This is a genomic window from Clostridium sp. AM22-11AC, assembly GCF_003473545.1.
Taxonomy (GTDB): Bacteria; Bacillota; Clostridia; order Lachnospirales; family Lachnospiraceae; genus Enterocloster.
Map to the genome: position 1 here is coordinate 83,850 of NZ_QUCM01000005.1, position 12,591 is coordinate 96,440.

13 protein-coding genes are annotated in these 12,591 nt (G+C 43.0%); 12 read left to right on the top strand and 1 reads right to left on the bottom strand.

All coding sequences use genetic code 11. The features are described from left to right. Positions 1-25: 25 nt before the first annotated feature. On the top strand, positions 26-1,204 hold the full coding sequence (locus tag DW251_RS06880) for an iron-containing alcohol dehydrogenase (RefSeq protein ID WP_118300548.1): 1,179 nt from the start codon (positions 26-28) through the stop codon (positions 1,202-1,204). 145 nt (positions 1,205-1,349) lie between these two features. On the opposite strand, the gene DW251_RS06885 is transcribed toward DW251_RS06880, so the two are convergent. Continuing rightward, complete coding sequence (locus DW251_RS06885) at positions 1,350-2,153, bottom strand: MBL fold metallo-hydrolase (protein WP_021871264.1); 804 nt, start codon at positions 2,151-2,153, stop codon at positions 1,350-1,352. Positions 2,154-2,342: 189 nt separating this feature from the next. Here DW251_RS06885 and DW251_RS06890 point away from each other — a divergent pair, with 189 nt between their 5' ends. From DW251_RS06890 to DW251_RS06940, 11 genes are all read left to right on the top strand, one after another. Further along, positions 2,343-4,280 (top strand): fructose-1,6-bisphosphatase, encoded by a 1,938-nt coding sequence (locus tag DW251_RS06890; RefSeq protein ID WP_118300549.1) that lies wholly within the window; start codon positions 2,343-2,345, stop codon positions 4,278-4,280. Beyond that, on the top strand, positions 4,280-4,813 hold the full coding sequence (locus DW251_RS06895) for a hypothetical protein (RefSeq protein WP_021871262.1): 534 nt from the start codon (positions 4,280-4,282) through the stop codon (positions 4,811-4,813). Before DW251_RS06890 ends, DW251_RS06895 begins: the two co-directional genes overlap by 1 nt. Before the next feature lie 173 nt (positions 4,814-4,986). Then, positions 4,987-5,706 (top strand): C40 family peptidase, encoded by a 720-nt coding sequence (locus DW251_RS06900; protein WP_118300550.1) that lies wholly within the window; start codon positions 4,987-4,989, stop codon positions 5,704-5,706. A gap of 227 nt (positions 5,707-5,933) precedes the next feature. After that, positions 5,934-6,656 carry an NlpC/P60 family protein gene (locus tag DW251_RS06905; protein WP_118300551.1) on the top strand — a complete coding sequence of 241 codons (723 nt, stop codon included), beginning with the start codon at positions 5,934-5,936 and terminating at the stop codon, positions 6,654-6,656. Between the two features lie 512 nt (positions 6,657-7,168). Further along, a complete protein-coding gene (locus tag DW251_RS06910; RefSeq protein WP_021871259.1) occupies positions 7,169-7,351 on the top strand; it encodes a hypothetical protein in 183 nt (60 codons plus the stop codon). A gap of 208 nt (positions 7,352-7,559) precedes the next feature. Next, the gene (locus DW251_RS06915) at positions 7,560-7,871 is read left to right on the top strand and encodes a rhodanese-like domain-containing protein (RefSeq protein ID WP_021871258.1); all 312 of its coding nucleotides are present in this window, start codon (positions 7,560-7,562) and stop codon (positions 7,869-7,871) included. Between the two features lie 101 nt (positions 7,872-7,972). Next, complete coding sequence (gene yfcE, locus DW251_RS06920; RefSeq protein WP_021871257.1) at positions 7,973-8,527, top strand: phosphodiesterase; 555 nt, start codon at positions 7,973-7,975, stop codon at positions 8,525-8,527. Between the two features lie 86 nt (positions 8,528-8,613). Beyond that, positions 8,614-9,783: a class I SAM-dependent RNA methyltransferase gene (locus DW251_RS06925; RefSeq protein ID WP_021871256.1), complete on the top strand. Its 1,170-nt coding sequence runs from the start codon at positions 8,614-8,616 to the stop codon at positions 9,781-9,783. Next, entirely contained in the window at positions 9,776-11,314 is a 1,539-nt protein-coding gene (locus DW251_RS06930; RefSeq protein WP_347474627.1) for a lectin like domain-containing protein, read from the top strand. The genes DW251_RS06925 and DW251_RS06930 overlap by 8 nt, the downstream gene beginning before the upstream one ends. Positions 11,315-11,344: 30 nt before the next feature. After that, on the top strand, positions 11,345-11,950 hold the full coding sequence (gene rdgB, locus DW251_RS06935) for an RdgB/HAM1 family non-canonical purine NTP pyrophosphatase (RefSeq protein WP_118300552.1): 606 nt from the start codon (positions 11,345-11,347) through the stop codon (positions 11,948-11,950). Next, complete coding sequence (locus DW251_RS06940; protein WP_021871253.1) at positions 11,947-12,444, top strand: metallophosphoesterase; 498 nt, start codon at positions 11,947-11,949, stop codon at positions 12,442-12,444. The genes rdgB and DW251_RS06940 overlap by 4 nt, the downstream gene beginning before the upstream one ends. The last annotated feature ends 147 nt before the right edge of the window (positions 12,445-12,591 follow it).

Consider the following 12,591-nt stretch of genomic DNA (forward strand, 5'->3'; position numbering starts at 1 on the left):
CAATGATCGTATGGAGGATAAGGCAATGCAGAATTTTGAATTTTATGCACCAACCCGGATGATTTTTGGAAAAGATACTCACAAGCAGGTGGGAAAACTGGTAAAGGAGTACGGTTTTAAGAAGGTTTTCGTTCATTACGGCGGTGCAAGCGCGCAGAAGAGCGGGCTTCTTGATACTGTATTAGATGCCTTAAAGGCAGAAAATATCGACTATGTGACCTTAGGCGGCGTTCAGGCAAATCCGACTCTGGCTATGGCAAGAGAAGGCATTGAACTGGGCAAAAAGGAAGGCGTTGACTTTATCCTTGCAGTAGGCGGCGGAAGTGTCATCGACTCTGCAAAATGTATTGCAGACGGTATTGCAAACCCGGATGTAGACGTATGGAAGTTCTATATGAAAGAGGAAACTCCAAAGGCTGCTCTGCCGGTAGGCGTTATCCTTACACTGTCTGCAACCGGAAGTGAAATGAGTGCTTCCAGCGTTATCACCAATACAGAACTGGGCTTAAAACGCGGATTTAACAGCCCTGGACACAGACCATTATTCTCTATCTGCAATCCGGAACTGACCTATACTGTAAGCCCGTTCCAGACCGGCTGCGGAGCTGTGGATATTATGATGCATACGTTAGAACGCTATTTCAGTGTTGGTGAGGATACACCATTATCCGACCGTATTGCAGAGGGAGTTTTAAAGACAGTGATCCCGGCTGGAAAAGCAGCACTGGAAAATCCAAATGATTATGAAGCAAGAGCGTCCATCATGTGGGCAGGAACTATTTCCCACAATGACCTGACCGGCCTTGGAAGATCCGTTTTTATGGCAGTACATCAGATGGAGCATGAATTATCCGGTATGGATGAGAAAATTGCTCACGGCGCAGGACTTTCTGCTTTATGGGCATCTTGGGCAAGATATGTATATGAAAATAATGTAAGCCGCTTTGCCCAGTACGCAGTGAATGTATGGAACATTGAAATGGATTTTGAGCATCCGGAAAAGACCGCTTTGGCAGGTATTAAGGCTACAGAAGATTATTTCAAGAGCCTGAATATGCCAACCTCTTTAAGAGAACTGAATGTGGATCCTGCATCTTTTGAAGAACTGGCAGAAAAATGCACCAACCACGGCACAAGAACACTGGCAGGTATTAAGGTATTGGACAAGCCGGATATTATTGAAATTTATAAGATGGCATATTAAAAAGCAGCAGTAAGAGAGAACGCCTGCTGGCGCAGGCGGTACTCCGGCAGACATAGAAACAGCCTTCAGAAAAGGAACAAAATGTTCCAATTCTGGAGGCTGTGCTGCGTTATCATGGGTTCATAAAAAATATCAGTGACATGTTTTACAGTTTTATAATCTCCCCGTCATCAGGAACCAGCAGATTTCCATGATAATATTCTTTTCCTTCTGCTGTGTAAAGTTCTTTCCTGTGGCTTAAGTTTTTATCTTCTGTATGCCACAGCACCAGATTTGGAATAGAAAGGCTTTCTGCCAGTTCGCAGGCTTCTTTTACTGTGCTGTGATGTTTTTCATAAGGCTGGAACCGTTCTCTGTCACCATAGAGGCAGAATGCTTCGTGAAGAAGCCACTGACTGCCTTCCACATATGGCTTACATTCCGGATTGTAAGGCTCGTCTCCGGCGCAGGTGAACTTCTTTCCGTTTTTCAGGTGCATGGTGAAGCCGAACTGTTTTGCCTTTGTAGACAAAATATCAAAGAAAGTTACATCATAATCTAAAATAGAAACGGTTTCTCCGTCTTCTACCGGGATCAGGAAGATCTGTTCCCCGATCATTTTATAAAATTTCCCCTGAAGTGTTAAACGGCATAAGGTAGAGATCGTATCTGCCAGTCCCGGATGGCAGTAGATGCGAAGTTCCCCTTCGTATTTTCCTTTTTTCATGGCAGTGGCGATCATGCGGACCATCCAGACAATTCCAAGGATATGGTCGGTGTGCTCATGGGTGACAAAAATGTGATGGATATGGGCCATGTCCACATTCATTTTTTCCAGAATACCTAAAATACCATTACCGCCGCCGGCATCTACCATAAAAAATTCATCTCCGTCTTTTATGGCAAAGCAGGTATTGTAACAGCGGGTTGCCTGTGCGTTTCCGGTACCAAATACGTATAATTCTTCCATATTTCGATCCTTTCTTGTGCATTTCTTCATAAATCTTAACAAAATGTAAGCTTGTGTTCCTGCGGAAAAACTTTTATTTTCAATAAGAATATGGTACTATAATCCCATATAAAACGCAAGATTTCCTTGATAAAGTCTTTTTTGGGACATGTAAAGAAAGGAAAATGCGATAAGATGGGGGAATGTAATATGAGGGATCTGGCTTATCTGCAGCTTCTGGCGCGTGAATATCCGTCAGTTAAGGAAGCTACCAGTGAGATCGTAAACTTAATGGCGATCTGTAGTCTTCCAAAAGGAACAGAGTATTTTTTCAGTGATCTTCATGGAGAGTATGAAGCGTTTATCCATTTACTCCGGTCTTCTTCCGGTATCATCCGTGAAAAGATCAAGGAAACATTCGGACATTTGATCCCGGAGGAGGAGCAGTTACAGTTAGCAAATCTGATCTATTATCCAGAGCGTCATCTTCCAAGGATGATGAAAGTTGGACGGTATACAGAAGACTGGCAGAAGATCACCATTTACAGACTGGTTAAGATCTGCCGCGAAGTTTCTTCCAAATATACCCGTTCGAAGGTAAGAAAAAAGATGCCCAAGGAGTTTGCTTATATTATTGATGAGCTTCTCCATGTAGACTACAGCGATGAGAACAAGAAACTTTACTACAATGAGATCATCCATTCTATTATTGATACCAGTATAGCAGACAAGTTTATTGTTGCGCTGTGCCGTTTGATCCAAAATCTGACCATTGATAATCTTCACATTATCGGCGATATTTTTGATCGTGGACCAAGAGCGGATATTATCATGAAGGAGTTAATGAACTTCCATGATGTGGACATCCAGTGGGGAAATCATGATATTTCCTGGATGGGAGCAGCTGCCGGCAATCTGGCCTGTATCTGTAATGTGCTTCGTATAGCCATCAGCTACAACAGCTTTGATGTGCTGGAAGATGGATACGGTATCAATCTGCGTCCACTGTCCATGTTTGCGGCAAAAGTTTACCAGGATGATCCATGTGTCCGCTTTATGCCAAAGATCCTGGATGAAAATATTTATGATGCAGTAGATCCTGGCCTGGCAGCTAAGATGCACAAGGCAATTGCTGTGATCCAGTTTAAGGTAGAAGAAGCGATGATGCAGCGCCATCCGGAGTATGAGATGGAAAACCGCATGCTTTTAACTGCAGTGGATTACAAGAAAGGAACCGTTACCATTGAAGGAAAAGAATACCCAATGCTGGATATGAATTTCCCAACCATTGACCCGCGAAATCCACTGGAGCTGACCAGAGGAGAAAAGGAACTGTTACGCACTCTCTGCGCGTCATTCCGCCACAGCGAGGTTTTACAGCGTCAGGTGAAATTTATCTATTCTCATGGTGGTATTTACAAGTGCTACAACTCCAATCTGCTGTATCACGGATGTATTCCTATGACAAAAGATGGAGCATTTGATACCATTATGATCGGTGGAAATGGTTATAAAGGAAAGTCCCTGATGGATTTCTTAAACCGCCAGGTACATAATGCCTACTTCCTTCCGGACGGTGCAGATGGAAAAGAAGAAGCACTGGATCTGATGTGGTATCTCTGGTGCGGAGCAAGATCTCCGGTATTTGGAAAGTCAAAGATGACTACCTTTGAACACTATTTTGTAGAAGATAAGGCAACACATAAAGAGGTGATGAACCCTTACTACAAACTGTGTGAAAAAGTAGAGATCTGTGACAAGATCCTGGAAGAATTTGGCTTAAAAACGGAAGGTTCCCATATTATTAACGGGCATGTGCCTGTTAAGTTAAAAGACGGGGAAAAACCGGTAAAAGCAGGGGGAAAGCTTTTTGTGATCGACGGTGGTCTTTCAAAGGCATATCAGAGCACTACCGGCATTGCAGGATATACATTGATCTACAACTCACACCATCTGGCACTGGCAGAGCATATGCCATTTGACCCGAAGAAAGACAGTACACCGAAGGTGTCTGTGGTTGAAAAACTGAAGGTCAGGATCATGGTGGCAGATACGGATAAGGGCCGTGAATTAAAGGAACAGATCGCAGACCTGAAAGAATTAGTGGCGGCATACCGGGAAGGCGTAATAAAGGAAAGGGCTGAATAATGACCAGAGCAGAATTTTTACAGGGACTGAGGACAGAACTGGAAGGGCGCGTTCCGTATTCCGTGATTCAGGAAAATATACGATATTATGATTCATACATTTCAGATGAAATAAGCAAAGGGGCTGATGAGGCAGAGGTGATCGAAAACCTTGGAGGCCCAAGGATCATTGCCAGGACGATCGTAGATGCAGCACTAAATACAGAAGATCGTCCGGACGGCTATGAAACTTATGGCTCCGGAGAGACACAGGAAGCAGATGATAACAGCCAGAGCCGTGAGTACAGTGGCCCCTATGGCACAGTAGACAGAGAAGAGTCTTATCAGGATACATACCATAGAAATGTACATTATGTAGATTTCAGCAAATGGTATGTGAGACTGGCAGCAGGACTGATCGTATTTTTCATTATCTTCCTGCTTATGAGCCTGTTCTTTGGGATCATAGGACTGGCTGGCTGGGTATTGTCTTATATCTGGCCGGTACTTCTGATCTTAATGATCTTCTGGATGTTTAAGGGACCGGGAAGATAAGATTACAATTGATTGCGATAAAGTAAGTAGGCACTTTTGGTTTAAAAAGTGCCTATTTATGTATATAAATCATGTCTTATTCTTGACATTTTTGTGAAAAAATAATATAATTGCGTTGTTGGTTCGTAACAAATCCGTAACAATTCTATTTCGACAGTTAGGAGACTTTCAGCGTGAATTTTACTTTATTTCGGAGACATGCGGTAAAGGCTGCCGCAGGTCTTTTTCTTTTATCAGGTATTCTTTTTGTAAATCCAGGAGAAAGTCTGGCTGCTTCTAAAGGGGCAGAAGTACAGACACGCTCTTCTTATATGGTGACGATCGCAGCGCCTTCTGTAGAAGTACATCTTTCCGCAAATGAACACAGCCGTTCTGTAGGACAGGTAAAAAGGGGACAGACCTATGAGGTCCTCTCCAATCAGGGAAATGGCTGGGTGAAGATCAGCACAGGCAGCGGAGAAGGTTATATTAAGACTTCAGGAAAAGCTTCCCTTGTAGAAAAAAACCGTGAAACAGTGGATCTTTCTGCCAGACAGCGCCGTCAGACTGTGGAATTTGCTCTTCAGTTTGTAGGCGGAACCTATGTATTTGGCGGTGTTGACCCCAATAATGGAGTAGACTGCTCCGGTTTTACCAGATATATTTTGCAGAATACTGCTTCCATCAGTCTTCCTCATTCTTCCAAAGGGCAGTCTAACTATGGCACTGAGGTTTCAGAAGAGGAAATGCAGCCGGGAGATCTGATCTTCTACGGTGATGATGCAGGTATCAATCACATAGCAATGTACATTGGAAATGGACAGATCGTTCATGCTTCAACAGAAGCTACCGGTATTAAGACTTCTCCTTATAACTACCGTAAGCCGGTGAAGATTGTCAGTGTTTTAAGCTAGGTCATTCAATCAGATCATTACAAATCCCTGGTGCCAGCAAGGTACCGGGGATTTTTTTGTGAAGAAATTGTGAAATCTGTCAAAAATATTAATAAATATTAAAAAAAAATAAAAATATTGACGAAGCTCTCATCTGTGATATAATACAAATGTAATTAACGTAATATTTATGTAACATTTAAAAGCAACTATTTAACATAAATCGTAACAAATAGGATGGGATGAGAATGCATAATTTTTTTGGTAAACTGGTTAGAACAGGACTTGTATGTGGAATATTGATGACAGCAGTGCCGATGACTTCCATGGCAGCCATCGGGCCTGGATTTAAAACAGGAACATATATTGCGACTATTACAGCAGAAAGCGTAAACATCAACAAGACAAAAGATGGAGAAGATGTTTTGACCACAGCCAAAGCAGGCAGTGTTTTTGAAGTATTAGAAGACCTTGGAAATGGCTGGATGAAGATCCGCGTAAATGATACAGAAGGTTATCTTCCTGTTTCCGGAAATGCAGAGGTAGAGGAAGCAGAAGCAGGCGAGATGGAACAGGTCCAGAAAGAAGCCATTGAGTCCTCCAACAGCTACAAAAGACAGCAGCTTGTAAGTTATGCCCTTCAGTTTGTAGGTGGTCCGTACCGTTACGGCGGCAGTGACCCACATACAGGAACAGACTGTTCCGGATTTACCCGCTATGTGTATCAGCATGGTTTAGGTATTTCTTTAAACCGTTCTTCAGGCAGCCAGGCTTCCCAGGGAACTGCAATCAGCGCGTCCAAGATGCAGCCGGGAGATCTGCTTTTTTACGGAAGCGGAAAGAGTATTAATCATGTAGCAATGTACATAGGAGATGGAAAGATCGTACATGCTTCTACCGAAGCAACAGGTATTAAGGTTTCTAACTGGAATTACAAAAATCCGGTGAAGATCGTAAGTGTGCTGGGATAATGAATTAAAATGATATTGAAAAATAGACAGGCCTTTCTGCCGGCGGCAGAAGGGCCTTTTTCGCAGGTTGGGAAATTTGTCTCATAAACGGGAGAAAAGCCGGGATAGGGGAGCTATCCTGGCTTTTCTCAAGGGGAGTATAAATAATTAATAAGGATGAGGCTATGGTTTAAGGGAAACCATGTTGCCTCACATTAGTTATAATATAAATACAGGGAAAATGCAAGTAAATTCCCAGGAAAAAGGGGGGAATTACGTTACAGTTCAGCCATGACATCTTCTTGTTTCCATATTCATGAAAACAAGAAGCTTGGTGGTCCCACCATATGCTGATTTGGATGAAAAAGTGCTTATGCAAGCAGGCTTGCAACACACTTTCTCATTCAAACCAGCGCATGGCTGAACTGTAAAATAAAATTCTGCAAAAGCCACGTATAAACCATCAGGATACAGCCATAATAAAGCTGTAACTTGAAGTTAATATAAAAAAATATCTTTTTGGAGGTATTGAAATGGCAAAGAATGACTACAGCAATGATTACAGTAACCGCTACAGCAACCAGATGGATGACTGCAGCAACATGAACCAGGAGAACAAGGCTAAAAACAAGACCGAAAATAAAACCGAGAACACAACCAGGACCACATCTAAGAATAACATGAAGAATAATAGCAGAAATAAAACTGAATATTAAATCCCTGGATCTGTAAGTACTGGCAAGAGTACAGATACCAGAAAGAAAACGGTCATTGAAAGGAACAGACTTTCAGTGACCGTTTTTTATGTACTGCTCCCAGATTGTACCCACCAGACAGGACGGGCATATATTGATAATAGGAAGACTTGTCTATAACGTTTTGAAATAGTTCGTATATTCGCATATCTGGAAAGAAGGTGGAAATATGACTGGTTTTCCAATGCTTCCTTACTGGGAATTTGACCGGTGGATAGAGATCGGGCGGGTACGGCGGATCATTGACTTAAGGGAACCATGGCTGTATGAAGAAGAACGGATCCGTGGAAGTGAAAATATTCCCTATGATGAGTTCTGGGATCATATGGGGGAGATAAATTATGGAGAAATGACCGTATTCTTGTGTGAAAGAGGCGCCAAAAGCATGGTCATCTGCCGGGACCTGTGGCGCATGGGATATGAGGTGGCAGACCTTGCAGGCGGAATGGTGAATTACAGAGGAAAATACATTGACAGATAGTAGTTTGGGGCTGTAAGATAATGGGGCAGGAGAAAAACAAGCGCCGCTGTAAGGCGGCATTTGTTTTTCTTGCACCATTAACGAATGGAAGGAGAAATTTCATGAAAATTTTATTCGCATCCGATATCCACGGTTCTGCGTACTATTGCCGCAGACTGTTAGACATTTATAAAGAAACAAAAGCATCCAGAATGGTCATTTTAGGAGACATCCTTTATCATGGCCCGAGAAATGATCTTCCAAAGGAGTATGCACCAAAAGAAGTCATTGCCATGTTAAATCCATTAAAGGACCAGATCTACGCTGTTCGTGGCAACTGTGATACAGAAGTAGATCAGATGGTACTTCAGTTCCCGATCCTGGCAGATTATGCGCTGTTAGTATTAGACGGAAAGACATTTTACGCAACCCATGGACACGTATTTAATCAGGATCATCTGCCGCCTATGCAGGATGGAGATATCCTGGTACATGGACATACCCATCTGCTGAAAGCAGAAAAGGTGGAAACAGAATGTGGAACCATTACCGTATTAAATCCGGGTTCCGTTTCTATTCCTAAGGGCGGAAATCCAAATACTTATGCGATCCTGGAAAATGGTGTATTTACCATTTATTCCCTGGACGGCGAAGTAGTAAAAGAACTGAAGCTGTAAATGCTGAACGGTAACGTTACATTTATAATGTGAAACTGAAAACGAAACTTAAAATGGAATGAATTTAGAACTGTGAGGACGAAGGATTGAAACAGACCTATGAACTGATCGCACCCTGTCATTTTGGGCTGGAAGCTGTATTAAAAAAAGAGATACTGGACCTGGGGTATGAGATCTCCCAGGTAGAAGATGGAAGAGTTACTTTTATTGGCGATGATGAAGCAATCTGCCGTGCCAATGTATTTTTACGCACTGCAGAGCGTATCCTGTTAAAAGCAGGCAGTTTCCGTGCAGAGACCTTTGAGGAACTGTTTCAGGGAACCAAAGCTATTGCCTGGGAAGAATTTATCCCGGAAGATGGAAAATTCTGGGTTGCAAAGGCTTCTTCTATTAAAAGCAAGCTGTTCAGCCCTTCCGATATCCAGTCCATTATGAAAAAGGCCATGGTAGAGCGGATGAAAGAGCATTACCATGTATCCTGGTTCCCAGAGGACGGGGCAAAATTCCCGTTGCGTGTGTTCTTATATAAGGATATTGTTACCATCGGCATAGATACCAGTGGTGACTCCCTTCATAAAAGAGGCTACCGTACTCTTACCAGCAAGGCGCCTATTACAGAAACACTGGCAGCAGCCCTGATCATGCTTACTCCATGGAACAAGGACCGTATTCTGGTAGATCCATTCTGCGGAAGCGGTACTTTCCCGATTGAGGCAGCCATGATGGCAGCCAATATGGCACCAGGTATGAACCGTTCCTTCTTATCTGAGGACTGGAAGAATATTATTAAGAGAAAATATTGGTATGAAGCCATGGACGAAGCAAACGACCTGTTAGATGATACAGTAAAAGTAGATATCCAGGGCTATGATATTGACGGGGATATTGTGAAAGCAGCCAGAGCCAATGCCCAGTCTGCAGGGGTGGACCACATGATCCATTTCCAGCAGCGTCCGGTAAACGCTCTCAGCCATCCGAAGAAATATGGTTTTATCATTTCCAACCCGCCTTATGGCGAGCGTATTGAAGAGAAAAAGAACCTCCCGGCTCTGTATACAGAGATCGGTGAGCGTTTTGCAGCATTGGATGCCTGGTCCATGTATCTGATCACCTCTTATGAGGATGCAGAGAAATACATTGGCCGCAAGGCAGACAAAAACCGCAAGATCTACAATGGTATGTTAAAAACCTATTTCTATCAGTTCATGGGTCCCAGACCGCCAAAACGCAGTCAGGAGAACCGAAACGTTGATTAAAAAAAGAATAAAAATGCAGTTAAAAAAAGCCGTTTCCACGTTTGCGGGAACGGCTTTGTCTGGAATATTGTGCGCAGTCCTTCTTACAGGCTGCGGTACGTTGCAAAATGGGGAAATGCCTCTTCCTGCAGAAAGTGAGACTTCCAGATCCAATGACCAGACCGAAGAAAAAACAAAGGGGGAAGATGCCGAAGACGGGGAAATAACTGGCAGTACAGAAAAGACAGATGATACAGAGGAGCCAAAGACGTCCGGAACTGGGAAAACAGTACCTGAGATCTGGAACCGGGAATGGCCTTCCAATGTAGATCTGCCTTCTTCTTATGACTACAGAGAGCATGAAAGAGCACCAAAAATCGGAAATCAGGGCTCTTTAGGCACCTGCTGGGCCTTTGCTTCCCTTACTGCTTTAGAGTCTACCCTGCTGCCCAAACAGAAAGAGACGTTTTCAGTGGATCACATGTCCATGCACAATCATTTTCTCCTGGGACAGGATGAGGGGGGAGAATACACCATGTCTATGGCGTATCTGCTCTCCTGGGAAGGCCCTGTATGGGAGTCGGAAGATCCTTATGGAGATGGTTTCTCGCCAGATGGTTTAAAAGCCAGGGAACATGTCCAGGAGATACAGATACTGCCGTCAAAAGATTACGAAGCGATCAAAAAAGCAGTTTATCTGGAAGGCGGTGTGCAAAGTTCCCTTTATACGTCCATGCGGGATTATGAAAGCGAGTCTGTTTATTACAATCGTGATACCAATTCCTATTGTTATATCGGTACGGAAAAGCCCAACCATGATTCTGTGATCGTAGGCTGGGATGATGATTATCCAAAAGAAAACTTCAATATGGAGCTGGAAGGGGACGGCGCTTTTATCTGTACCAACAGCTGGGGCGAGAACTTTGGTGACCAGGGCTATTTTTACGTGTCCTATTATGATACGAATATCGGGGTCCATAATATTGTATACACGGGAATTGAGCCTACAGACAATTATGACAACATTTATCAAAGTGATCTGTGTGGATGGGTAGGACAGATCGGATATGGGGAAGACACGGCCTGGTTTGCCAATGCTTACAAAACAAAAACCAAGGAAGAACTGGCAGCAGCCGGTTTTTATGCAACAGGGGCTGGCACAGAGTATAAAATCTATGCAGCCAGAAATCTGCCGGACAGGGACAGTACAGGAAAAGAAAAACTTCATCAGGATCATATGATGGAAATGGCTTTAAATAAGCGGATATTGTTGGCAGAAGGAAAAATGGAATATACCGGTTATTATACGATCCCTTTTAATGAAAAAATAGTATTGGACCAGGGGGAAAAATTTGCTATAATAGTGGAAATAAAAACACCGGATACTGTTCATCCAGTGGCCATTGAGTATGATGCAGGAGATGGCATTGCCCAGGTGGACCTGACAGACGGTGAAGGTTATTTAAGCCACAACGGTTCGCTCTGGGAACATGTAGAAGAGACCCAGAAGTGCAATCTGTGCCTAAAAGTATATACTCATACAGAAAAATAGAAGCTGATATCCATATGAAAAGGTGATAACATGGAAAAGAAAATCATATTTGCAACTGGAAATGCAGGAAAAATGCGGGAGATCCGCGCAATCCTTTCTGATCTGGGACTTCCGGTGCTTTCTATGAAGGAAGCAGGAGTTGATGTGGATATTGTGGAGGATGGAAAAACATTTGCTGAAAATGCAAAGATCAAGGCAATGGCAGTGTGGAAGCAGACAGGCGGTATCGTTTTAGCAGATGATTCCGGGCTGGCAGTAGATTATATTGGCGGTGAACCGGGAGTTTATTCTGCCAGATATATGGGGGAAGACACCTCTTATGAGATCAAAAACCGCAATATCATTGAACGCCTCTCCGGTGCAGAGGGAAAAGAACGCAGTGCCCGTTTTGTCTGTAATATTGCCGCTGTCTTAGAGGATGGAAGAGTGATCCAGCGAGAAGCCTATATGGAAGGTCTGATCGCAAAGGAACCGGCTGGAAATGGTGGTTTCGGTTATGATCCTATTCTGTATCTTCCGGAATTTGGAAAAACATCAGCGGAACTTACCATGGAAGAAAAGAACCAGATCAGTCACAGAGGAAAAGCACTGGAAGCTATGAAAAAGGCTTTAAAGGAAGAGGAAGCAGGAAAATGAAAATATTGATCGTCAGTGATACCCACAGAAAAGATGAAAATTTAAAATGGGTGATCCGTAAAACAAAGCCTTTTGATATGCTGATCCATTTGGGAGATGCGGAAGGCAGTGAATATGAGATCATGAAATGGGTAGATAAGGACTGTGACCTGGAAATGATCATGGGAAACAATGACTTTTTCTCCCAGTTAGAGAGGGAAAAAGAGATCATGATCGGAAAATACAAGGTACTTCTGACCCATGGACATTATTATAATGTATCAACAGGCCCGGCTTATCTGAAACAGGAAGCAAGAGAGCGGGGATTTGATATTGTTATGTTCGGTCATACCCACAGACCTTATTTTGACATTGATAAATCCGGTGAAAAAGAGCTTATTACCTTAAATCCGGGCAGCCTCTCTTATCCAAGGCAGGAAGGCCACAGACCGTCTTATATGCTGATGAAGATCGATGATAATGGGGAAGCCAGATTTGAGCAGCATTATTTATAGTTACAGTTCAGCCAATTCAGCATACGGTGGATCCGCCAGGCTTCTTGTTTTCATGGATCATGGAAACAAGAAGATGCCAGGGCTGAACTGTAAACTATTTGTGAAATACTTGAAAAAACTCTTAAAAAAAACTTATAAAAAAGTGTT

Coding starts and splice junctions, on each gene's coding strand:
- DW251_RS06880 (WP_118300548.1), top strand. CDS start 26: ATGCAGAATTTTGAATTTTATGCACCAACCCGGATGATTTTTGGAAAA.
- DW251_RS06885 (WP_021871264.1), bottom strand. CDS start 2,153: ATGGAAGAATTATACGTATTTGGTACCGGAAACGCACAGGCAACCCGC.
- DW251_RS06890 (WP_118300549.1), top strand. CDS start 2,343: ATGAGGGATCTGGCTTATCTGCAGCTTCTGGCGCGTGAATATCCGTCA.
- DW251_RS06895 (WP_021871262.1), top strand. CDS start 4,280: ATGACCAGAGCAGAATTTTTACAGGGACTGAGGACAGAACTGGAAGGG.
- DW251_RS06905 (WP_118300551.1), top strand. CDS start 5,934: ATGCATAATTTTTTTGGTAAACTGGTTAGAACAGGACTTGTATGTGGA.
- DW251_RS06910 (WP_021871259.1), top strand. CDS start 7,169: ATGGCAAAGAATGACTACAGCAATGATTACAGTAACCGCTACAGCAAC.
- DW251_RS06915 (WP_021871258.1), top strand. CDS start 7,560: ATGACTGGTTTTCCAATGCTTCCTTACTGGGAATTTGACCGGTGGATA.
- yfcE (WP_021871257.1), top strand. CDS start 7,973: ATGAAAATTTTATTCGCATCCGATATCCACGGTTCTGCGTACTATTGC.
- rdgB (WP_118300552.1), top strand. CDS start 11,345: ATGGAAAAGAAAATCATATTTGCAACTGGAAATGCAGGAAAAATGCGG.
- DW251_RS06940 (WP_021871253.1), top strand. CDS start 11,947: ATGAAAATATTGATCGTCAGTGATACCCACAGAAAAGATGAAAATTTA.